General features: G+C 63.3%; 24 protein-coding genes. 13 read left to right on the top strand and 11 right to left on the bottom strand.

Annotation, left to right across the window (positions count from 1 at the left end):
* The first annotated feature begins 60 nt into the window (after positions 1-60).
* The 6 genes from STE01S_RS02745 (at position 61) to STE01S_RS02720 (ending at position 9,497) form a co-directional block, all read left to right on the top strand.
* A complete protein-coding gene (locus tag STE01S_RS02745) occupies positions 61-1,566 on the top strand; it encodes a tryptophan halogenase family protein (protein ID WP_062764518.1) in 1,506 nt (501 codons plus the stop codon).
* Entirely contained in the window at positions 1,563-3,371 is a 1,809-nt protein-coding gene (locus STE01S_RS02740) for an alpha-amylase family glycosyl hydrolase (RefSeq protein WP_174531818.1), read from the top strand. Before STE01S_RS02745 ends, STE01S_RS02740 begins: the two co-directional genes overlap by 4 nt.
* A 15-nt stretch (positions 3,372-3,386) precedes the next feature.
* On the top strand, positions 3,387-5,027 hold the full coding sequence (locus STE01S_RS02735) for an alpha-amylase family glycosyl hydrolase (protein ID WP_003047089.1): 1,641 nt from the start codon (positions 3,387-3,389) through the stop codon (positions 5,025-5,027).
* On the top strand, positions 5,027-7,069 hold the full coding sequence (locus tag STE01S_RS02730) for a glycoside hydrolase family 97 protein (protein ID WP_062764515.1): 2,043 nt from the start codon (positions 5,027-5,029) through the stop codon (positions 7,067-7,069). The genes STE01S_RS02735 and STE01S_RS02730 overlap by 1 nt, the downstream gene beginning before the upstream one ends.
* Before the next feature lie 82 nt (positions 7,070-7,151).
* Positions 7,152-8,432: a sugar MFS transporter gene (locus STE01S_RS02725; RefSeq protein ID WP_062764513.1), complete on the top strand. Its 1,281-nt coding sequence runs from the start codon at positions 7,152-7,154 to the stop codon at positions 8,430-8,432.
* Between the two features lie 120 nt (positions 8,433-8,552).
* Positions 8,553-9,497, top strand: coding sequence for a DMT family transporter (locus tag STE01S_RS02720; RefSeq protein ID WP_082813190.1), 945 nt, complete (start codon positions 8,553-8,555; stop codon positions 9,495-9,497).
* A 183-nt stretch (positions 9,498-9,680) separates the two neighbouring features.
* Here the strand turns inward: STE01S_RS02720 and STE01S_RS02715 are convergent, their stop codons facing one another.
* From STE01S_RS02715 to STE01S_RS02705, 3 genes are all read right to left on the bottom strand, one after another.
* Positions 9,681-9,917, bottom strand: coding sequence for a hypothetical protein (locus STE01S_RS02715; protein WP_062764509.1), 237 nt, complete (start codon positions 9,915-9,917; stop codon positions 9,681-9,683).
* A 2-nt stretch (positions 9,918-9,919) separates the two neighbouring features.
* Positions 9,920-10,231, bottom strand: coding sequence for a hypothetical protein (locus STE01S_RS02710; protein ID WP_062764507.1), 312 nt, complete (start codon positions 10,229-10,231; stop codon positions 9,920-9,922).
* A gap of 89 nt (positions 10,232-10,320) precedes the next feature.
* Positions 10,321-12,108, bottom strand: a complete 1,788-nt coding sequence (locus tag STE01S_RS02705) for a chloride channel protein (protein ID WP_409371967.1) — start codon at positions 12,106-12,108, stop codon at positions 10,321-10,323.
* A gap of 72 nt (positions 12,109-12,180) precedes the next feature.
* On the opposite strand from STE01S_RS02705, the gene STE01S_RS02700 reads away from it, so the two are divergent.
* Positions 12,181-12,585, top strand: coding sequence for a MarR family winged helix-turn-helix transcriptional regulator (locus STE01S_RS02700; protein ID WP_003046953.1), 405 nt, complete (start codon positions 12,181-12,183; stop codon positions 12,583-12,585).
* A gap of 83 nt (positions 12,586-12,668) precedes the next feature.
* Here STE01S_RS02700 and STE01S_RS02695 read toward each other — a convergent pair whose 3' ends face one another.
* Genes STE01S_RS02695 through STE01S_RS02675 form a run of 5 tightly spaced genes read right to left on the bottom strand, consistent with a single transcriptional unit; the run spans position 12,669 to position 14,898 of the window.
* A complete protein-coding gene (locus tag STE01S_RS02695) occupies positions 12,669-12,956 on the bottom strand; it encodes a DUF1971 domain-containing protein (RefSeq protein WP_003046956.1) in 288 nt (95 codons plus the stop codon).
* Positions 12,953-13,336, bottom strand: coding sequence for a group III truncated hemoglobin (locus tag STE01S_RS02690; protein WP_003046958.1), 384 nt, complete (start codon positions 13,334-13,336; stop codon positions 12,953-12,955). Before STE01S_RS02690 ends, STE01S_RS02695 begins: the two co-directional genes overlap by 4 nt.
* A 13-nt stretch (positions 13,337-13,349) precedes the next feature.
* Entirely contained in the window at positions 13,350-13,799 is a 450-nt protein-coding gene (locus tag STE01S_RS02685; protein WP_003046961.1) for a globin domain-containing protein, read from the bottom strand.
* Between the two features lie 35 nt (positions 13,800-13,834).
* Positions 13,835-14,227, bottom strand: a complete 393-nt coding sequence (locus STE01S_RS02680) for a response regulator transcription factor (protein ID WP_255265859.1) — start codon at positions 14,225-14,227, stop codon at positions 13,835-13,837.
* Entirely contained in the window at positions 14,209-14,898 is a 690-nt protein-coding gene (locus STE01S_RS02675; protein ID WP_062764503.1) for an alternative oxidase, read from the bottom strand. Before STE01S_RS02675 ends, STE01S_RS02680 begins: the two co-directional genes overlap by 19 nt.
* A gap of 143 nt (positions 14,899-15,041) precedes the next feature.
* Between STE01S_RS02675 and STE01S_RS02670 the strand changes: the two genes are divergently transcribed.
* The 4 genes from STE01S_RS02670 to STE01S_RS02660 all read left to right on the top strand — a co-directional run bounded on the left by STE01S_RS02670 (position 15,042) and on the right by STE01S_RS02660 (position 18,439).
* Positions 15,042-16,523 (top strand): sensor histidine kinase, encoded by a 1,482-nt coding sequence (locus STE01S_RS02670; RefSeq protein WP_255265858.1) that lies wholly within the window; start codon positions 15,042-15,044, stop codon positions 16,521-16,523.
* Positions 16,513-17,142, top strand: a complete 630-nt coding sequence (gene fixJ, locus STE01S_RS02665; protein WP_062764500.1) for a response regulator FixJ — start codon at positions 16,513-16,515, stop codon at positions 17,140-17,142. Before STE01S_RS02670 ends, fixJ begins: the two co-directional genes overlap by 11 nt.
* Before the next feature lie 138 nt (positions 17,143-17,280).
* A complete protein-coding gene (locus STE01S_RS19500; protein WP_082813189.1) occupies positions 17,281-17,871 on the top strand; it encodes a uracil-DNA glycosylase family protein in 591 nt (196 codons plus the stop codon).
* Complete coding sequence (locus STE01S_RS02660; protein WP_062764498.1) at positions 17,864-18,439, top strand: DUF488 domain-containing protein; 576 nt, start codon at positions 17,864-17,866, stop codon at positions 18,437-18,439. Before STE01S_RS19500 ends, STE01S_RS02660 begins: the two co-directional genes overlap by 8 nt.
* Before the next feature lie 418 nt (positions 18,440-18,857).
* Here STE01S_RS02660 and STE01S_RS02655 read toward each other — a convergent pair whose 3' ends face one another.
* Genes STE01S_RS02655 through alr form a run of 3 tightly spaced genes read right to left on the bottom strand, consistent with a single transcriptional unit; the run spans position 18,858 to position 21,565 of the window.
* Positions 18,858-19,205 (bottom strand): RidA family protein, encoded by a 348-nt coding sequence (locus STE01S_RS02655; protein ID WP_062764496.1) that lies wholly within the window; start codon positions 19,203-19,205, stop codon positions 18,858-18,860.
* Positions 19,206-19,226: 21 nt separating this feature from the next.
* Entirely contained in the window at positions 19,227-20,483 is a 1,257-nt protein-coding gene (locus STE01S_RS02650; protein WP_062764494.1) for a D-amino acid dehydrogenase, read from the bottom strand.
* Positions 20,480-21,565: an alanine racemase gene (gene alr / locus STE01S_RS02645; protein WP_255265864.1), complete on the bottom strand. Its 1,086-nt coding sequence runs from the start codon at positions 21,563-21,565 to the stop codon at positions 20,480-20,482. The genes STE01S_RS02650 and alr overlap by 4 nt, the downstream gene beginning before the upstream one ends.
* On the opposite strand from alr, the gene STE01S_RS20735 reads away from it, so the two are divergent.
* The gene (locus STE01S_RS20735) at positions 21,504-21,710 is read left to right on the top strand and encodes a hypothetical protein (protein ID WP_255265865.1); all 207 of its coding nucleotides are present in this window, start codon (positions 21,504-21,506) and stop codon (positions 21,708-21,710) included. The genes alr and STE01S_RS20735 overlap by 62 nt on opposite strands.
* A gap of 48 nt (positions 21,711-21,758) precedes the next feature.
* On the top strand, positions 21,759-22,187 hold the full coding sequence (locus STE01S_RS02640) for an Lrp/AsnC family transcriptional regulator (protein ID WP_218016965.1): 429 nt from the start codon (positions 21,759-21,761) through the stop codon (positions 22,185-22,187).
* Positions 22,188-22,405 lie beyond the last annotated feature (218 nt).

The following is a 22,405-nucleotide window of genomic DNA, read 5'->3' as shown; positions in this document are numbered from 1 at the left end:
GGGCGGCCGGGTCGCGCCGCCCCCGTCCTCTTGTTGCGCTACAGGGCAGAGGCTGATCTTATGTCCCCCATGCGGCTAGTTATCATCGGCGGAGGCACGGCAGGCTGGATGGCGGCCGCCTGCTTGCGCCGCTTTTTGCCGGCGGGCTGGTCGGTGTCGCTCGTCGAATCGGACGAGATCGGCACCGTTGGCGTCGGCGAAGCGACGATCCCGCAGATCCGTCTGTTCAACGACGCGCTCGGAATCGACGAGGATGAGTTTCTTGCCGCGACGCAGGGCACGATCAAGCTCGGCATCGAATTCAACGGCTGGACGCGGCCCGGTCATCGCTACATGCACGCCTTCGGCGCGGTCGGGCGCGGGCTCGGCCTGCTTGAGTTCCATCAATACTGGTTGCGCGCGCGGGCGGCCGGGGTAGCCGAAACGCTCGACCATTATTCGCTCAACGAGCGGGCCGCGTACGCGCGGCGGATGCAGCGCGACGCGCCTCGCACGTCGCCGCATCTGCTCGAGATGCCCTATGCATTCCATTTCGACGCCGCGCTCTACGCTGCCTTTCTACGCCGCCGCGCTGAAGCGAGCGGTGTCGAGCGGATCGAGGGAAAAGTTGTCGATGTCCGTCTGAATGGCGAGACCGGCGATGTCACCGGCGTCGCACTCGATGACGGGCGGTCTGTCGAGGGCGACTTCTTCATCGACTGTTCGGGCTTTCGGGGCCTGCTGATCGAGGGCGCGCTCGAAACCGGATATGAGGACTGGTCGCACTGGCTTCTCAACAATCGCGCGGTGGCGGTGCCGTGCGCGCACGGCGCCACGCCGCAGCTGCCGTGGACCGGCGCGACGACGCGCGACGCGGGTTGGCAGTGGCGTATCCCGCTGCAGCACCGGATCGGCAACGGTTATGTCTATTGTTCGGACCATGTATCGGACGACGAGGCCGTCGCGACCCTGCTTGCCAATCTCGACGGACCCGCGCAGGCGGAACCGAACCGGCTGCGCTTCGTCAGCGGCAAGCGGCGCCGGATGTGGAACCGCAATGTCGTCGCGCTTGGCCTGGCTAGCGGCTTCATGGAGCCGCTCGAATCGACGAGCATCCATCTGGTGCAGGCCGGCATATCGCGGCTGCTCAAGATGTTGCCATCGGGTGCTACCGACCCCGCCGTCGCCGCCGAGTTCAACCGGCAGAGCGACTTCGAGTGGGAGCGTATCCGCGACTTCATCATCCTGCATTTCAAGGCAACCGAACGCCGCGACACCGCCTATTGGCGCGATCGGGCAGAGATGCCGGTTCCCGACACGCTCGCGGCGAAGATCGAACTGTTCCGCGCCCAGGGGCTCATCTTTCGCGAGCATGAGGAGCTGTTCACCGAATCGGGCTGGCTGCAAGTGCTGGTGGGGCAGGGGGTTGCGCCGCGCGCGTGGCATCCGCTCGCCGAGGGGATCGGCGCCGACGACCTTGCGCGCTATATGGCCGGCGTTGCGGCGATGGTCGAAGCGGAGGTCGCGCAAATGGCGAGCTATGACGATTTCCTTGCGGCAACCTCGCGCGCGGCGGTGGCGGCATGATCCGCGGGCTCGCAACGCTTGCGTTGATGCTGGCGCCGCTTCCGGTGCTGGCGCAGGCCGGCCTCGCCGACGTCCGCGCGCGTCCCGCGACCGACGAAGTGATTTATTTCGTGCTGCCCGACCGGTTCGAGAATGGCGACCCGCGCAACGATCGCGGCGGGCTGACGGGCGACCGGCTCGCAACCGGTTACGATCCGTCGGCCAAGGGCTTCTATCACGGCGGCGATCTTGCCGGGCTGACCAAGCGGCTCGATTATATCCAGGGGATGGGCGCCACCGCGATCTGGTTCGCCCCTATTTTCAAGAACAAGCCGGTGCAAGGACCCAAGGGCGACGAGAGCGCTGGTTATCACGGCTATTGGGTGACCGATTTCACGCGTGTCGATCCGCACTTCGGGACCAATGACGAATTCCGGGCTTTCGTCGACGCGGCGCACGCGCGCGGGATGAAGGTCTATATGGACATCATCACCAATCACACCGCCGACGTCATTCGCTACACCGAAGGCGACGGGACGGGGTACCGCTATCGCAGCCTTGCCGATTATCCCTTTTCACGGCGCGGCGGTGCCGGCGGCGCGGCGATCAATCGGGGTTTCGCCGGCGACGGTGATCGCTCGCCCGAAAACTGGGCGAAGCTGACCGATCCATCGTTCGCCTATACGCCCGTCGTGCCGAAGGGTGAGGAAAAGGCCAAGGTGCCGGCGTGGCTGAACGACCCGATCTATTATCATAATCGCGGAAACAGCGACTGGGTCGGCGAGTCTGCGCTCTATGGCGATTTTGCAGGGCTAGACGATCTCGCGACCGAGAATCCGAAGGTCGTGCAGGGCTTCATCGACATCTATGGCCGCTGGATCGACGCGTTCGGGATCGACGGATTCCGCATCGACACCGCGAAGCATGTGAACCCAGAATTCTGGCAGGCCTTCGTGCCGGCGATGCTGGCGCGGGCGAAAGCGCGGGGGATTCCGAATTTCCACATCTTCGGGGAAGTCTATAACGACGCGGTCGACCCCGGATCGCTGGCGCGCCACACGCGCGTCGCCGGATTGCCAGCGGTGCTCGACTTCAGCTTTGCGCGCGCGGTGATCGATGCGGTCGGCGGAACAACCGGAACCGCCGTGTTCGAACGGCTGTTCGATGGCGATGTGCTGTACAAGGGCGGGCCGGCCGCGGCGCTGCAGCTCCCGACCTTCCTCGGCAACCACGACATGGGCCGCTTCGCGATGTTCGTGAAGCAGGCAAACCCCGGTGCGAGCGCCGACGACCTGCTGAAGCGCGTGATGCTGGGCCATGCCATGCTGCTGACGCTGCGCGGTGTCCCGACGATCTATTATGGCGACGAGCAGGGCTTCGTGTCCGACGGGGGTGACCAGCTCGCGCGCGAGGACATGTTCGCCTCGATGGTCGACGTCTATAACGACAACGACCTGATCGGCACCGATGCGACCACCGCGTCGGCCAATTTCGACCCGGCGCATCCGCTCTACCGCGAGATCGCGGCGCTTTCGGCGATCCGCCGCAAGACGCCCGCGCTGCTGCACGGGACGACGAAGCTTCGCGCCATTTCGGAAAAGCCCGGCTTGCTCGCGGTCTCGCGGTTCGATCCGGACTCCGGCCGCGAAGTGCTACTGGCGTTCAATACGTCTGCAACGCCCGTCTCGGCCAATATTGCCATCGACATGAAAAGCGCGGCCTTTACGTCGCTCCTTGGCGACTGCCCGGCGCACGCCGCCGCACCGGGCAGCCTGTCCCTCACTCTCCCCGCCTTCGGCACCGCCATATGCCAGGCCAACGAATAAGCGGAAAAACGACGCGTGACGACGAACCATAGCCTTGCCAAACAACCGCACGCCGTCGCCGACGCCGACCTGCCGTGGTGGAAGGGCGCGGCGATCTACCAGATTTATCCGCGCAGCTTTGCCGATTCAAACGGCGACGGGATCGGCGATCTGGCCGGCATCACCGCGCGGCTCGATTATGTCGCCTCGCTGGGTGTCGATGCAATCTGGCTGTCGCCCTTCTATCCCTCGCCAATGGACGATTTCGGATACGACATTGCCGATTATTACGGCGTCGATCCGATCTTCGGGACGCTCGACGATTTCGACGCGCTCGTCGCGCGCGCGCACGCGCTGGGTCTGAAGGTGACGACCGACCTTGTCTTTGCACACACGTCGGACCGGCACGACTGGTTCGCGACCAGTCGCGCGAGCAGGGATAATGCGATGGCCGACTGGTATGTCTGGGCCGATGCGAAGCCCGACGGCTCGCCGCCGACTAATTGGCAGTCGGTGTTCGGCGGTCCGGCATGGACGTGGGACGCGCGGCGCGGCCAATATTATATGCACAATTTCCTCGGGACCCAGCCGCAGCTCAACGTCCACAATCGCGCGGTGCAGGATGCGTTGCTGGACGTGGTCCGCTTCTGGCTCGACCGCGGCGTCGACGGGTTCCGCATCGACGCGATCAATTTTGCGATGCACGATCCCGAATTGCGCGACAATCCTCCGGCGCCGCCGTCGAACAAGGTCCGCACCCGGCCGTTCGATTTTCAGCTGAAAATCCACAACCAGTCGCATCCCGACATTCCGCTGTTCCTCGAACGCATTCGCGCGCTAACCGACGAATATGGCGGCAGCTTCACCGTCGCCGAGGTTGGCGGCGACGATGCGGTGCGCGAGATGAAGCTGTTCACCGCGGGCGACCGGCGCCTGAACAGCGCCTATGGTTTCGACTTCCTCTACGCCGACCGGCTGACGCCGAAGCTCGTTCGCGAAGCTGCCGAGCAATGGCCCGACGCGCCGGGTATCGGCTGGCCGAGCTGGGCCTTCGAAAACCACGACGCGCCGCGCGCGGTGTCGCGCTGGACGCCCGCCGGCGTCGATGCCGCCGCCTATTCGCGCATGAAGATGGCGCTGCTGTGTGCGCTGCGCGGCAACATCATCATCTATAATGGCGAGGAACTGGGGCTCGATCAGGTCGATATCCCGTTCGAGATGGTCAAGGATCCCGAAGCGCTGAAGAACTGGCCGCTGACCTTGTCGCGCGACGGCGCGCGGACGCCGTTGCCGTGGGCGGGGGATGCGGCGCATGCCGGATTTTCGTCCGCCAGTCCGTGGCTGCCGCTGGGCGACGCGCACGCCGGCCTCGCGGTGGACCGGCAGGATAGCGACCCCGCGTCGCTGCTCAACCTGACGCGGCGGCTCGTCGCGCTGCGGGCAGCGCATCCCGCGCTCCGTCACGGCCGCGACGGCGGCTGGGTGGCCGAGGGCGACCTGCTGGTCTTCGACCGCGTGACCGAAGGCGAAACGATCCGCTGCCTCTTCAACCTCGGCGGAGAGGCGATCGACATTGCCGCGCAGCATCGCGGCGGAATGCCGATCGTGGCGCTCAATGGCGCCGACGCCGACACCCTGCCGCCTTGCGGTGCCCTCTGGATCCGGATCGAACATTGATGTCCATGCTTCGCCTTGCCCCGCTCGCGCTTCTCGCCGCGTCGCCCGCTTTCGCGCAGGAGGCGCCAGCGTCGGTCACCGCAACCTCGCCCGACGGTAGCCTGGTGCTGACCGTCGCGACCGACAACGATCAGCGGCCGACCTGGTCGCTGTCGCGCAAGGGGCAATTGCTGTTCGCGCCGTCGAAGCTCGGCTTCCTGCTCACCGACGGGATCGGCCTCCAGCGCGGCTTCGCGATCGAGGGCATCGAGCGCGCGAGCGCTGACGGCCGCTGGGAGCAGCCTTGGGGCGAACGCCGCTTCGTGCGCGACCACCACAACGAACTGCTCGTTCGCCTGCGCCAAAACGAAAGCTGGGGCGGCCACGCGATGAACGTCCGCTTCCGCCTGTTCGACGACGGCATCGGCTTCCGCTACGAACTCCCCGAACAGGCGGGGCTCAAGACCGCGAAGATTGCTGACGAAATCACCGAATTCGACCTGGTGCCCAAGGGCACGGCGTGGTGGATCGCGGCCGGCGAGTGGAACCGGTACGAGCAGATCTATCAAAAGACGCCGGTCGATGCCGTCGCCACCGCGCACACGCCGATGACCGTGCGGCTCGACGACGGGACGCATCTGTCGTTCCACGAGGCAGCGCTCGTCGACTATTCGGGGATGTGGTTGAAGCGCGCCGAAGGGCAGAAATTCCGCGCCACGCTGGCACCCTCGTCGAAGGGGCCGCGCGTCGTGCGCGACCTGCCGTTCGCGACGCCATGGCGCACGATCCGCATTGCGGGCAGCGCGGCGGGGCTGGTCGAAAGCGACCTCGAGCTCAATCTCAACGAACCGAACAAGCTGGGCGATGTCAGCTGGTTCAAGCCGATGAAATATGTCGGCATCTGGTGGGGCATGATCCGCGGCGATTGGACTTGGGCCGAGGGGCCGAAGCATGGCGCGACAACCGAGCGCACGAAGGCGACGATCGATTTCGCGGCGAAGCACGGCTTCGGCGGCGTCCTGGTCGAGGGCTGGAACAAAGGCTGGAACGGCAACTGGTTCGGCCACGGCGACGAGTTCAGCTTTACCGAGGCGACCCCTGATTTCGACCTGAAGGCGGTTACCGACTATGCTCGCGCCAAGCATGTCCAGCTGATCGGACACCATGAAACCGGCGGGAATATTAAGGTTTACGAGGCGCAGCTCGACGATGCGATGAAGCTGTACGGCCGGCTCGGCGTCGGGACGGTCAAGACCGGCTATGTCGCCGATGCGGGCGGCATAATCGCGCCGGGCGACACCGCCGACAGCGTTGCGATGGAGTGGCACGACGGCCAGCGCCAGGTGCAGCATCATCTGAAGGTCGTCCAGACCGCCGCCAAATATCATGTGGCGGTCGATCCGCACGAGCCGGTGAAGGACACCGGCCTTCGCCGTACCTATCCCAACTGGGTCGCACGCGAAGGCGCCCGGGGCATGGAATATAATGCCTGGAGCGCCTTCGCAAACGGCCCCGATCACGAACCGACGCTCGTCTATACGCGGATGCTGTCGGGGCCGATGGACTTCACGCCAGGGGTCCTCAGTCTCGAGGGTGCGAACCATGCGGCGCTGGCTTCGACGCTGGCGAAGCAGCTCGGCCTCTATCTCGCCATCTATTCGCCGATCCAGATGGCGGCCGATTTCCCCGAAACGCTGGAGAAGTTTCCGCGCGAGCTCGATTTCATCTCGAAAGTGCCGACCGACTGGTCGGAAAGCCACCTGATCGCGGGCGAGGTCGGGGATTATGCTATTTTCGCGCGCAAGGACCGCAACAGTGCTGACTGGTATGTTGGCGGCGTCAACGATGCGACGGCGCGGACGTTGACGCTGCGCTTCGACTTTCTGGAACCGGGCAGAACCTACGTCGCGACGATTTATGAGGACGGCGACGGCGCCACTTATCTGACCGAAGCGCGGCACAGCATCGCATACGACAGTATCAAGGTGAAAAAGGGTGATAGCTATACCCTGTGGCTCGCGCCCGGCGGCGGCGCCGCCATGCGCCTTGCCGCGGGTAAATGATACGCGTCCTGATTATGGCCGACCCTACGGATCGCGATAACGACATCACCTATCGTCGATAGGACTATTTTGGAGAAGCAGGATGGCCCATACGCCCGCCCCAACCAGCGCCGGGGATGCAAGAACGGAAGCTTATGTCGACGCACCGGAGCTGCGGCTGTTCGTCATGGGGCTGTTCTTCATCTTCGGGGGGATCACGTCTCTGAACGACGTGATTATTCCGAAGCTGAAGGAGCTATTCACTCTCAACTACACGCAGGCAATGCTCGTACAGTTCTGCTTCTTCACCGCCTATTTGCTCAACGGGATACCGGGGGCGAAGCTTGTCAAGAAGATCGGCTATATGCGCGGTGCGGTCGCGGGCCTGCTTACGATGATGGTAGGCTGTCTCCTGTTCATTCCAGCATCGCAGAATGCGACCTATGGCCTGTTCCTGCTTGCGCTGTTTGTCCTCGCGAGCGGGGTGGTTATCGTGCAGGTCGTTGCCAATCCGCTGATCTCGCTGCTTGGTAAGCCTGAGACAGCGCACAGCCGCCTGACCTTCGCACAGGCGTTCAACTCGCTGGGTACCACGCTGTTCCCGGTCGCAGGGTCGACGCTTATCCTCGGCGGTCTGGCAAAGGTGAGCGCCGATCAGCTATCGGGCGCCGAGCTCGACGCCTATCGCACTTCCGAAAGCCTCGCGATTGTGCATGGCTATCTCGGCATTTCGGTCGCGCTTGCGGTCGTGGCGGCGACCGTTTGGATGTTCCGCGATCGCCTGAAGGGCGAGCGGCATGAGGCGAGTGCCGCGCTTGCGGGTTTTGACCTGCTGAGGCGTCCGCGTTTCGGCTTCGGCGCTCTCTGCATCTTCCTCTATGTTGGCGCCGAAGTGTCGATCGGGTCGCTGATCGTCAGCTACCTGATGCAGGGGCACGTCCTGGCCCTTCAGGAACAGGCAGCGGGCAAGCTCATCGGACTCTATTGGGGCGGCGCGATGGTTGGGCGTTTCATCGGATCGGCAGTGATGCGCGTCATCAGTCCGGGCAAGCTGCTCGCCTGGGTCGCGGTCGGCGCGATCGCGCTGATCCTTGTCTCCACCAGCACGACCGGCGCTCTGTCGGGCTACAGCCTGCTCGCCATAGGCCTGATGAACGCGATCATGTTCCCGACGATCTTCAGCCTCGCCTCCGAAAAGCTCGGTCCCCGCGCCGCCGACGGGTCAGGGATCATCAATATCGCGATCTTTGGAGGTGCCGTGGTCCCGCTCGCGACCGGTGCAATCGCGGACCTCACCGGGCATCTTGGGCTCGCGCTCCTCCTTCCCGCCGCTTGCTATGCCGTCATCGCTGCCTTCGGCCACTATGCTCGGCGGCCGGCATGACGGCATCGCATTTGCCGGGGCAAAAGCTGCCTGTGGTCGCAGGCTCGGGTGGATCGGCAAGCAACGAGCAATGCGCCAGCGCGGCGCTCGCAACTTTCGCCCCATAAGCCGGAGCTTGGCATGCCCGCACTTCTGGAGCGAATGACCGGCTGGGTCTGGTCGCGCCCCTATCTCCTGCTGACATTTACCGCACTGTTCTGGGCTGGCAATTCGATTGTCGGTCGCGCGGCGCGCGATGTGATGCCGCCGGTCGCGCTAGCCTGGTGGCGATGGGCCTTGGCCTTTCTGTTGTTGTTGCCGTTTGCATGGCCCCATCTGCGACGAGACTTCGCTACCCTCAAAACGCACTGGCGCTGGCTGCTGTTGCTGGGGGCTCTGGGGATCGGAACCTTCAACACCCTCCTCTACACCGGCCTTCAAACGACCACGGCAGTCAACGGCCTGCTGCTCCAGTCGATGCAGCCTGCGCTGATTCTCATGCTCGGTGCTCTCGTTTTCGGGGAGTATGTCCGGTTGCCGCAGGTCATCGGCATATGTCTCTCGATCACCGGGGCGCTGATGATCATTCTGGGCGGTGATCTGTCCTCGCTTCTCGAACTGGAATTCAATTCGGGAGATCTCGTGATCTGCGTCGCGGTTGTCGTCTGGTCCTTCTATTCCGTTCTGTTGCGCAAACGTCCGGCCGTTCATCCACTGAGCTTTCTGGCGGCAACCTTCGTGATCGGCATTGTCGTGATCGCGCCCTTCTATCTGGCCGAGATCATTGACGGCCGATTGATAGAAAGCAGTTCTGAAAGCTGGATGGCGATTGGCTACGTCTGCCTGTTTCCCTCGCTTATCGCCTATCTCTTTTTCAATCGCGGGGTCGAGTTGCTCGGTTCGGCAGCAACCGGGCTTTATCTCAACATCATGCCAGTTATCGGCGCCATGCTCGCCGTATTTATCCTCTCCGAACCGTTCAGATGGTTCCATCTTGTCGGCATGAGCCTGATCGGCGCAGGGATTTTCAGCGCCTCCCGCATTGCTCGTCAATCAGTCGAACAGTCCATTCCTGCCGACCGCTGAGCATGGTTTGTCATTTTGGCGGCGCCCACCAGCGGGCGTTCATGCCGAATATTCGCGTCCGAGCGCCGCATCAGCACGAAAGACCGGGGTGGCGGTCGATCGAAACCGTTGCAATCGAGTGACGCTTGCGCTTCCGGACATGGAAAGGCGCCAACTTTCACGCTCGCGATGGGACCTGACACATCACGCCCCCGGGCCACGCATCGCGGAAGCGCCTTCGCTTGAAGGCGCCAAACCCAAGGCGCCGCGCGCGATCAGCAGCGCTTGCCGGAGCCGGCGGGTCCGGTTTGGGCCGATCCCATGAATTTCGTGAAATATCCGGACCGCCACCGTGCGGATTTCTGCTTTCCCTGGCCGGCGCCGGCCGTTGATCGAGGAAACGATGACGGGGTAGCGCGACAGGAACGGTTTTGGCTGCATGCTCATGTCCTTCCATTGAACGGCCCACGCCGCGTGCCGGGGCCCGCTGGCGCTTTCGATCCGTGTTTGCGCCTTCGTCCTTCCATCCACATAAATGGGGCGGCGATCGTCAGCAATATCGCGGCCATCGACAATAGCTCGCCGCGGACCAGACGCATGGCGATCGCGAGAGACAGAGCAATCAGGAGCGCGGGAGCGCTCCATTCGGGGTGATGCGATCGTCCGAAGGCGCTCCACACCGTGATGACCGATGCGGCCGCCACCGCGAAGCTCCCCAGAACCAGCCCGAGGGCTTCCATCAGGTCGCTGAGCATCTACACTATCGTTCGCCTGCTGGCGCCGATCGACCAATTGTCGCGAAGATCGGCGACGCGCATAATTATATCGCATTACGATATAAAAATCAATCGGGTGTCGAACCGGCCAGATCCCGCCGGACAAAACGTCTTCGCTTCGTCTCGGCGCTCTGCTGCGCTCGTCGCGCCTTGAGCAAGTCCTGGCGGGATAGTATCCCCACCACTTTGCCCGTCTCGCGTTCGACGATCGGCACGCGCGCAACGCCTGTCTCGACCATGAGGTCTGCGACAATGCCGCAGGGCGTTTCGGGATGAGCCACTGCTTGCGATGCGTCCGAAAGCGTTTCGCCGAGCGTCGCGGCCTCATCGAAAGCACCTATCTTCCATCGCAGCGCGTCCGATCGCGATGCGAGCCCGACGAGGCATCCCTCGGCATCGACGACAGGATAACTACGATGAATCGCCTCGTCGGTGAAAAATCGCAGAGCCGGGCCGATCGTCATTTCGGCCGGCAGCGTGTCAGGCGCGGGCGTCATGAGCTGGCCAGCCTGCTGCATGTCGAGCGGATCGACGATATATTCCTGCAGGATGTGCCGTCCGCGGCGAGCGATTTTCTCGGTGAGAATCGAGCGCCGCATACACAGAACGCTGATTGCATAGGCGAAGCCGGATCCGGCGATAAGGGCCGGAAGCGCATCGAAACGGCCCGTCAATTCTGCGGCAAATATGATGCCGGTAAGCGGCGCCCGCATCGCGCCACTCAGGATGCCCGCCATCCCGATCATCGCCCAGAAGCCCTGCGAACCGGGTAGCCAGAGACCGAGGATGTAGCCCGTTGCTCCCCCCAGAATGAGAAGGGGTGCGAGCACCCCGCCGGACGTCCCCGACCCGAGAGCCACGAGCCAGACAATGGCTTTTGCAATCAGCAGGACGATGGCTGCGCGCAACGCCATCGAGCCATCGATCAGCGACTGGATATTCGAATAGCCGGCGCCAAGAACGCGCGCATCGATCAAACCGCCAACGCCTACGACTGTGGCCCCGATCGCCGGCCACCACATCCAGTGGACCGGCAGACGGTGGAACAGGTCTTCGACCCGGTAGAGGAAGGTGGAAAGCAGCGCGGCCTGCAGGCCTGCAACTATCCCGATGCCGGCCGAGGCGGCGACGATCCAGCCGACGTCCGGCGAGGGCCAGATACCGGGGAACATCGCGCCATCTCCGATCAGTCCGGGGCGCCATGCAGCGGCGACCAGAACACTGATGACGACCGGAACAAAGCTTCTCGGCTTCCATTCGAACAGGAGAATTTCGACCGCGAGCAGGATCGCGGCCATCGGCGTTCCGAAAATGGCGGTCATGCCCGCGGCAGCGCCGGCCACGAGCAAGGTCTTTCGTTCCGCCGCGCTAAGGTGAAAACACTGGGCAAAGAGCGAGCCGACGGCGCCACCTGTCATGATGATCGGTCCTTCGGCTCCGAATGGCCCCCCACTTCCGATCGAAATGGCGGCAGATATCGGCTTGAGAATTGCGACTTTCAGCGACAAGCGGCTTTCACCGAACAGGATCGTCTCGATCGCTTCGGGAATACCGTGGCCGCGGATCTTCTCCGAACCGAACCGCGCCATCAGACCGATGATCAGGCTGCCGATCACGGGGACGGCAACCACGGCCAAACCCACGGCGGCATCCGAGATTTCCGCCGCTTCGGCCGAAATCCGTCCAAACCAGAAGGCGTTGGTGGCGAGGGCGATCGATTTGATCAGGACCCACGCGCCGAACGCCCCGCCTGTGCCGACCACCGGCGCCAGAAGCGAAAGAAATATCATTCTGGCGTCGGCGCTATGGTCGGCAAGTTGATGGCCGGAAATCGTTCGTGCAGAAGGAAAGCTCACCATATGCCTCTTTCGAATGACGGAGGCGGCGCAATTATATCGTAATGCGATATAATTCAATCAGGGGCGTTCATGGCTGCGAATTCGACGGACATCGATTATGCCGCACTGGCCGAATTCCGGTACGCGCTGCGGCGCTTCCAGGTTTTCAGCGAGACCAAGGCAGCGGAAGCGGGGTTGAAGCCGCAACAGCACCAGGCGCTGTTGGCGATCCGCGGGGCGCCGCCCGACGAAGCGACGGTCGGATATGTTGCACGGCGCCTGATCGTGAAACCTCACTCCGCGTCCGAGTTGATAGACCGGCTCGAGACATTGGGTCTTGTTCGCCGCGAGCTGACGCAATCCGATCGCCGGCGGGCTTTGCTCAGACTGACACCACAGGCACTTGATATCCTGTCAATTCTGTCTGCGGCACATCGCGAAGAGCTGCGACAACTCCAGCCCCTGCTCGTCAAGCATCTGTCGAAGCTCGGCTAGCCGAAGGCGCCGGGAACGGCCGCGTCCCTGAGATACTCCCCCGGAATCGGCGAGCCGCCGCGCGCGGGCTGCGCGCTCGAGGTTCAGCGCAGGAATTCAACGAAGAACCGCACTCGCCCAACCGCTTCGACTCTGTGCGCGATCGTAGGTTCGACAATGCCCGGTTCGCTCTCCGGCGTGATGATTATTTCGGAAGCGAGCCGTCGTTCGTCGGTCACAAGGTAGCGCAATCTGCCCTCTTCGACGTGAATCAGACCCCAGACGCCCTCTTTCGTCGCATGGTCGCTCATCAAGGCAGCGGGCGTCGTCGCTTCAGTAAATGTGGCGGTTCGTTTGTAGGATCGAACACCGGCGGGCAGGGTGGTCGTCATGATCTCGCCAATCGTTCACGCTGGAACTGGACGCTAAGCTGCAGGCTTTCGGCGATCCGCGCTGCCTTCGCCTGAAGTGCGGCCGCAATACCCGGATCGAGAAGATCTCCGGTGGTTCTTCGCCACAACGCCAGCCAGCGGTCGAAATTCGCCTTGGTCATGGCACCTTCGTGACGCAGATGGGCGACCATCGGCTGGCCCTTGTAACGCCCGCTCGTCAGCATGATCGACGACCAGAATGCTTGCAGCTTTTCAAGATGCTCGTCCCAGTCCGCGATTGCGCGGTTGAAGACCGGACCAAGAACCGGATCGGCCCTGACCCGCGCGTAAAATTCGGGAATGAGCTTCGCGAGGTCCTGCTCGGATAATTGCGGTTGCATTCGGTCTACCCGGTCAGGCTGCTAAGGCGTCTTCATAGGCTTGCGCCTCGGCTGCGATGAGAATGTCGGCGAGCATCCAATAAGCCTCTCCCCAAGCCGCCAGCACCTCGTCGGTAGCGACGTCGGCCCCGAGCACGTCGCGGATCGCAGGAAGCCGGGCTTCGGCGACATAGGGATAGTGTTCGGCCTTGACGCCGGTCTCGACATGGCGCGCGACCATGCGCGAGACCGCCGTGCCGAGGTTCGCAAGCTTGTCGATATTGCGCGCGTAGGCAAGGATGGCGCCCGCAAGGCGTCGCGGCTGCTCGCCGCTGCGCTGGGCCGCCTTGTCGAACAGCGCCTCAATGGCAGGGTCGCAAAAGAGCCGCGTGTACATGGCGGTGGTGATCTCGACGCCGTGCTTCTCGAGCGCCGGAGCGGTCGATTTGACGATGGCCATGGCTTGGGGAGAGGCGGTGCGCATAGTATATTCCTTTGTTTCGATAGGTGTCGCGGCGGTCAATCGGCGGGGCGATGGGTCAGGATTTCGGTCAGGGCATCGGTCAATTCGTCGCCCGTCAGCGGCTTTTCTATCAGCCGCGCGCCGAGCGCCACGGCCGAGGCGCGAACGACGCGGTCAGGATGCGTCGTGAGCACGATGGCTGGCGACGAGTTCCCGGCGGCGCGAAGGCCGGCAAGCCATGCCAGTCCGTCGCCGCGAAAGCCCTGGTCGACGACCAAGCACACGGAACCGGTGGCGCGGTCGGCGTCGCCGCGAATGTCAAACCCCTCGAGCGTCAGCAAAAAACCGAGCGCGGAGCGAAGGGCGAGATCGCTCGCCAGAAGTGTAACCGGCCGATCCATGCCCTTCTCTCCTTGCCTTGGGCCTGCGCTCAAGCCGCCTTCTTCCAATTGGGTTCCAGCGTCACATGCGGCGGACACTCGGCCACCGCGCCGACGGGCAGACCGGCGAGCTCGTTGGCGAAGCCGTGGTTGACATCGCGGTGGTGCGCCTCGTCGGCGCGAACGACCAGGACGACGTCACGCAACGTCGCATCGGCGGGCAGGCCCCAATAATGTTTGGCGATCTGGGGGGCCGGGACGTTCGCGCTGCGGCCCTCGTCGATCTCGGCAAGATAATGTGTGTAGCTGATGACCGCCTCTTCCTCGAAATAGCCCACGACGCGGTGCGCTGTCTTGGAACTGATGAGATAGAGCGCGAAGAAGCAGACATAGAACACCCATTGCACGCCGATGATCACCGCCCGCTCGAAGAGCGTCGGCTTGGAGATCTCGATGAAGGTCATGAGGTGCATGCGCTCATTCTCGGCCTCGTCCATGAGCGTCTTTATCCAGCCCCTGTCGTCGCACATGCGGCGCAGGCACGTGAGATGGTTGATCGTGGCACCGACCATGCCCGGCACAGCGGCGACCGTTTCCAGAACCACGGCGCGATGACCGTAGCGCTCGGCGAAAAAAGTGTCGGCGCACCAGCGCAGGGCCTTGGTGAAGCCATAAGCGACACGATCGGACAGACCCTTGGGGTTGTGATGGACGCTGAGATCGATGAAAGGGGCAGTCATGGGAACATCTCCGTTCCGGCGGCAGGGGTAGAGATGCCGTCGATGGGGATGAAGTAGGCCGGAGAGAGGAGCGCGGAAATTTGGATGATGTCCCTACCGTACCTCCCCTAAGGGATTTACCGGAGGTCCAGCGTGCCAGCTTTGTGAGCCGCTTTCTGCCCCGGCTTCCGGTGGCGCAGGCGCTGGCGCTCGCATTGGTTGCCATCGCCTCGGGCGCCGGCGTCCGCCTCGCTTTCGCCGACGAGCTGGGCCAGCGCGCAACCTTCATCTTCTTCGTGCCCGGCGTGGTCCTGGCGGGCGCTCTTTCGGGATGGCGCGCCGGCCTCCTGGCGGCCCTGGCGGGCGCGGCGGCGGGCTTGTGGTGCGACAGCCTGTCGGGCCCTCTTGCCGGCGGGAGCTGGATAGCGGCTGCGTCATTCCTGCTAATTTCGCTGGCGATTGCCATCGGCGGCGAATGGTTCCAGCACGCGCGGGTCGAAACCGAGAGGGCTGCCGCCAGCCTCGCCGCGCGCGAAGCGCATCTCCGTTCGGTTCTGGAGACGGTGCCCGACGCGATGGTAGTCATTGACGAAGCTGGCGATATCCGTGACTTCAGTCCAGCAGCGACACGCATGTTTGGCTGGCCGGCAAAGGAGATAGTGGGCCGCAACGTGCGCCTGCTGATGCCTGAACCCTACCGCGGCGCGCATGACGATTATCTCGATCGCTACTACCGCACCGGCGAACGGCGGATCATCGGGAAGGGGCGCGTGGTCGTAGGAGAGCGGCGCGACGGCTCGACCTTTCCGATCGAATTGTCGGTCGGCGAGATGCGGGCCGGCGGCGAACGCTTTTTCACCGGTTTCATTCGTGACCTCACCGAGAACCAGAAGGCCGAGGCGCGTTTACAGGAACTGCAGAACGAACTCGTCCACGTTTCCCGTCTTACCAGTCTGGGCGAGATGGCGTCGGCGCTGGCGCACGAGATCAACCAGCCGCTGTCGGCGATCGCCAATTATCTTAAAGGCAGCCGGATCCTTCTGGCGCGCGAGGAGGTTGCGATGGATCGGCTGACCGACGCCGTTGAACGGGCGGCGGCAGAAGCTCTGCGCGCGGGCGACATCATCCGGCGGCTGCGCGATTTCGTCGCACGCGGCGAAACCGAGCGAACGGTCGAAAGCCTGCCCAAGCTCGTCGAGGAGGCGAGCGCGCTTGCGCTGGTAGGTGCGCGCGAACATGATATCCGCATTCGCTTCGCCTTCGATCCAGCCGTCGATCTGGTGCTCGTCGACAAGGTGCAGATTCAGCAGGTGGTGCTCAATCTCGTCCGCAATGCGGTCGACGCTTTTGCCGATACGGCCGCGGGAAACCGCGAAATGACGATCGGGATCGAGTCCGATGGCGACATGGCCCGGGCCACCGTGACCGACAATGGCCCCGGCATCGATCCCGCCGTGGCGGCGCAATTGTTTCAGCCCTTCATAACCACGAAGCGCACCGGTATGGGCGTGGGCTTGTCGATCTCGCGCACTATCGTCGAGGCACATGGCGGGAAGATCCGGGTCGATCCGGTGCCCGGCGGCGGCGCGCGGTTCAGCTTCACCTTGCCGAGAATTGGCCACGAGGAGTTAATTGATGGCGAATGATCCGATCGTCTATGTGGTCGACGACGATGACGGCGCGCGCGGTTCGCTCGAATTTCTGCTTGATTGCACCGGCATCCGTGTCCGGGGCTTTGCGTCTGCCGACGCCTTTCTAAAGGCATCACCGCCACTCGATGGCGCTTGCGTCGTGACCGACGTACGGATGCCAGGGACCAGCGGGATGGAGTTGGTGGAGACATTGAAGGCTCGGGGCGCGTCTATCCCGGTCATTATGATTACCGGTCATGCCGATGTCCCGCTCGCCATTCAGGCCATGAAGGCCGGTGTCGCCGATTTCATCGAGAAGCCTTTCGACGATGACATCATGCTGGGTGCAATCCGGCGGGCGCTGACACAGCAGACCGGTAGCGAAACCGCGCGGGCGGAACGACAGGCGATCATGGACCGCATGGCCGCGCTTTCGGCGCGCGAGCGCGAGGTTGTCGATGGTCTTGTCGCCGGCAAGGCGAACAAGGCCATAGCCTTTGATCTCTCGATCAGCGCACGGACGGTCGAGGTCTATCGGGCGAATGCCATGATGAAGATGCAGGCGAAAACGCTGTCGGACCTCGTTCGAATGGCGACGATCATCCAGCTCGACGGGCAGCGGACGCAGGATTGATCTTTCGCCAGTCCGCTGAATCGTCCGCTCGGCGCAACGTCTGCCCGAACGCCGGATCCGCAGGGAAAGCGCCCGCAACCGCCGCCGACCACCGGCGTTCCTGGTTGAAGCCACGCAGATGCAGTTGCAGGTTTCAACATGAATTCTATTGAAAGTCTGATCGAGGAGGTGCGGCAATGTCAGACATGCGCTCTGCATCTCCCGCATGGAACCCGCCCCGTTCTGCAGGCCTCGCGCGAAGCGCGACTGCTAATCGCGAGCCAGGCTCCAGGATCTAAAGTCCACGCGTCGGGCGTTCCGTTCGCCGATCCATCGGGCGATCGGCTGCGCGCGTGGACCGGCCTGTCGGACGACATCTTTTGCGATGCGCAGTCAATTGCGATTCTTCCTATGGGGTTTTGCTATCCCGGGCGCAGCGCGGGCGGCGACGCCCCTCCTCGCCGGGAGTGCGCGCCGCTTTGGCGATCACGCCTTCTCGCCCACATGCCCCACATTCGTCTTACCTTGCTCGTGGGATCCTACGCGCAGGCGGCCGCCTTGGGGCCCGGCAAGGTGGAAGAGCGTGTCCGCCATTACCGAGACTATCTACCGGATTATTTTCCGTTACCTCATCCATCCTGGCGATCACAAATTTGGATCGAGCGAAATCGCTGGTTCGAATTCGATGTTCTTCCCGCTCTCAAATCCGCCATGAGACAGGCGTTGGGAAAAGGGACGGACGATGATTGAGGCCGCCGCCCTGTCGATTTACACAATCGGCCATTCGACACGGACGATCGAAGTCTTCGTCGATATTCTGCGTGCCGTCGGGGTAACGCAAATCGTCGATATACGGTCTCATCCGCGCTCGCGAACCAACCCTCAATATAATCTCGACACACTTCCGCGCACGCTTGAGCAATATCAAATTGGCCATGTGTATCTGAAGGACCTTGGCGGGCGGAGGCCGCGGCAGCTGTCGGTCGATCCGGCCACGAACGGTTTCTGGAAGAACCAGAGTTTTCACAACTATGCGGACTATGCCACGACCAAGCCGTTCCAGGTCGCACTCGCCGAACTACTTGAACGGGGCGGCCAGAAGTCCAGTGCCATAATGTGCTCCGAGGCTGTCTGGTGGCGCTGCCACCGGCGGATTGTGGCCGACTATCTGTTGAATAAGGGATGCGCCGTGTACCACCTTATGGGGGCAGGCCGGGTAGAGCCGGCAAAAATGACCCCGGCCGCCACACCGGTCGAAAGCTACCTGATATATCCCGACGAGCCGGCCCCCAGTCTTGGCGCTCGGAGAACGACATAATTCGGAAGCGAACTGCGCGGCCCCATGGCGGCCTTTGACGGCGCCCCGGCTTGGGTTTGGCCCCGACGACGAGATCCGGAAATTTCATCCAGTCCGCCTCCTGCATCAGGGTGTCAGCGTCGAGCCGCTCATCCTGCAGTTGGCGGTCGATCGCCTGCTTGAACCCACCGAATATTTGGCGCGCTCACCCGGTAGGTGAAGCGGTCCCGAACCGGGCGCATTCCGCCGCCCTTGGCCGATCGGCAGTTTTCGATTCAACTGCGAAGACGGCAAAAAAACCTATCATCGCGCAGAACGACAGGCGCCGTCGCATGCGGAAAATCGAAAAGCGGCGCCGCGCCCACTCGATATGGGTAACGGCGTCGGCCTTTTCGGTTCCGGGCCGCCGCAACGCTCCGCGAGGGCGTACCTGTCCTGATCAGGGAAGCGCGGCTGTTATGATGATTTCGACGCGATAGTCGGGCGTCGCGAGCTTCACCTCTCCGGTTGCCCGCGCGGGGGCATTGGCGCCGCCAACCCACTGATCCCATATCTCGTTCATCGCGCCGAAATCGCTCATGTCTGCAAGCCAGATCGTGGCGGTGAGCACATGCGATTTGTCGGTTCCCGCCTCGGCGAGGAGCGCATCGATCTTGTCGAGCACCGCACGGGTCTGCGCGGCCGTGTCCTCGCCGGGTGCGCCGATCTGGCTCGCGAGATAGACAAGGCCATTATGGATCACGGCCTGGCTCATGCGCGGGCCCGAATGGAGGCGTTCGATAGTCATCAATTTTCCTTTCCGTCTGTTTCAGATGTAGCGATCTATTCCGAGACCGGCGGGATCGATCGGCGGACGCTCGCCGCCGACCAGCGACGCGACAAGCCGCCCCGATCCGCAAGCCATCGTCCAGCCCAAGGTGCCGTGTCCGGTGTTGAGAAAAAGGTTCGGCACCGGGGTCGCGCCAATTACCGGCGTGCTATCGGGCGTCATCGGACGCAACCCGCTCCAGAAATGCGACGGTGCGTCCGCGTCGGCGGCGCCCGGGAACAAATCGTCCAGCGAATGGCGCAACGTCGCTTCACGCTGTGACGGCAGCGTCCCGTTGAAGCCGGAGAGTTCGGCCATACCCCCGACCCTGATCCGGTCGCCAAGCCGCGTGATCGCGATCTTGTAGCTCTCGTCGAGCAGCGTCGATACCGGCGCTCGGTCTGCATCGGCGACGGGCAGGGTGATCGAATAGCCCTTGACCGGATAGACCGGCAAGGACAGTCCGGCGGGGCGCAGGATCAAGGGTGAATGGCTGCCGAGCGCGACCACATAGGCGTCGCCTCGGATCAGTCCCGTGTCGGTACGCACGCTGTCGACGCGGCCTTCGCCTATCTCCAGGCCGAAGATATGCGAGCTGTAGCGGAGCTCGACGCCCATTGCAGGCAGGTGGGCGGCAAGCTGGCACGTGAACAGGTGACAGTCGCCGGTCTCGTCGCCGGGCAGACGCAGACCGCCGACGAAACGGTCCCGCGCCGCCGACAATCCGGGCTCGGCAGCGACGCAAGCGTCCCGGCCAAGCAATTCATAGGCGACGCCGTAATGTTCGAGCACCGCGATATCGCCCGCGCTGTCGTCGAACTGCTTCTGGGTCCGAAACAGCTGGAGGGTCCCTTGCGAGCGCTGTTCATAATCGAGCGGCAGTTGCCCGCGCAGCGCGATCAGTTCGTCGCGGCTAAATTCGGCAAGCCGTATCATGCGGCTCTTGTTGAGCGCATAACGCGCCGATGTGCAGTTTCGCAGCATCGCGACGATCCATCGCAGCATCGCCATGTCGATGCGCGGCTTTAGGATCAGCGGGGCATGTTTCATGAACAGCCAGCGCATGGCTTTCAGCGGGATGCCTGGCGCTGCCCAGGGCGACGCATAACCCGGCGATATTTCGCCGGCATTGGCGAAGCTTGTCTCGAGCGCTGGCCCGGGTTGTCGGTCGATGAGTATGACCTCATGACCCGCTTCGGCCAGATAATAGGCAGACGTCACGCCGACGACGCCGGCACCCAGCACGACCACTCTCATGCCGCTTTTCCATCAGGCGCATTGCGCACCCGTCCATTTTCGATGACGAAGCGGGTGTGCCGCCTTCCGAGACCGGTCATGATTTCGTACCCGATGGTTCCGGCATCCCGCGCGACATCGGCAATGGATTGCGAAGGGCCCAGCAGCTCCACAAAGTCTCCCTCCGAAATATCCGCTTCGGCAAGGCCGCCGATGTCGACCGTCAGGCTGTCCATCGAAATGCGCCCGACGATCGGAAGCCGCACGCCCCGGTGCCAGACGGCGCCCTTGTCGCCGAGACTTCGCGGCCAGCCGTCGGCATAGCCCGTGGCGATTGTTGCAAGCCGTTGCGCCGCCGCCGCGACATGGTCGAGGCCATAGCCGACCCCCGTGCCAGCCGTGACGGTACGAATCTGCAGGACACGTGCCTCCAGACGCACCGCCGGACGCAGGGTCTCTGCTTTCGTGACCGGGGCGACGCCGAACAATGCGATCCCGGCGCGCACCAGATCGCAGTGGAAATCCGTTCCAAGAAACGCGCCGGCGCTGTTCGCGATCGACTTCGGAACGCCAGGAAAATACGCCGCGACCGCCTCGAAGCGGCGGAGTTGGTCGATATTTGACTCGCGTAGCGGCTCGTCTCCGCAGGCAAGGTGCGTCATCAACAGCTTGAGGTCGATCTCCTCCGGCAATCCCGGCTCTCGCGCGGCGGTCACCGCGGTTTCGGGCGTGAGGCCGAGCCGCGACATGCCCGTGTCGACCTGCAGCGCGGCTGGTAGCGGCCGCGCGGCTGATCGGGCATGGGCGCGCCAGGCGGCGAGCTGAGCGGGGGAATTCAGCACGGGAACAAAGCCTGCATCGCAGCAGGCCGCTTCGCTGCCGGGGTCGAGACCGTTCAGGATCAGGATCGCGCAGTCGCGGCCCACGCGCCCCTGGAGCTCCTCCGCCTCGCTTAGCCGCGCGACAAAAAAGCTGCAGCAGCCGGCGTGGAGAAGCGCAGGTGCGACATTTGCGGCGCCTAGACCATAGCCGTCAGCCTTGATGACGGCTCCGCACATCGCGGGCGCAACACGCCTCGCAAGATCCCGAAAATTCGCAGTGATCGCATCATTGTCGACGATGAGGCGGCTCGAATGGGGCGGCGACTTCGATTCCAACTTCCTCTCCCTCGCCGCTGAGAGTAGCGCGCACTATGCGCAATTTTTCGCCGAATTGACCAATAGCAGTGCTGATTTCCGCATTTCTTGAAAGAATCTTCGAACAGATGGAGGAATCTTCGTGCCGAGTCTGAGTGATATGGATCGCCGCATCCTGAATAGTCTGCGACTGAATGCCCGGATCACGAACAGCGATCTCGCCGCCGAGGTCGGACTCTCCCCCTCGGCCTGTTTGCGCCGTGTGCGGCTCCTCGAACAGTCGGGTGTGATCAGAGGTTATACGACGATCGTGGCGGGTGGGTCGCCGGACGAAGGGACGATCGCGATCGTGCAGGTGGAACTCGAACGCCAGTCGGAGGAATATTTGCTGCGTTTCGAGGCAGCGCTCCGCCGGCACCCGGAAGTTCAGGAATGGTTTCTTATGACGGGCGATGGCGACTATATTCTACACGTTCAGATTGGAGGAATCGACGATTATGGCGCGTTCCACCGCGACGTTCTGTCCCGGCTGCCCGGGGTGGCGCGGATTACGTCGAGCTTTGCGATGCGCAGCCATCGCAGGATGTAGCTGCGGTACCCGAATGCCGGCAACCTCAGCAGCCGGCATGATAATCGATCTTTGCCCGAATGCAGCGGCTCACCGGGCCGCCGGCGTATGCCGCCGCGGAAGGCCAAGCTTGACTTCCGCGGCCGGAGCGCCATCTTGAGGACGTCATGAGCGATAACGCTTCATCTCCCTCGCGCTTTGCGCACTATGTGGGCCGGCTGCTCGAACGCTAGCCGCCC

This window comes from Sphingopyxis terrae subsp. terrae NBRC 15098 (assembly GCF_001598815.1).
GTDB lineage: Bacteria > Pseudomonadota > Alphaproteobacteria > Sphingomonadales > Sphingomonadaceae > Sphingopyxis > Sphingopyxis terrae.
This window is presented reverse-complemented; position numbering and strand designations above follow the sequence as displayed.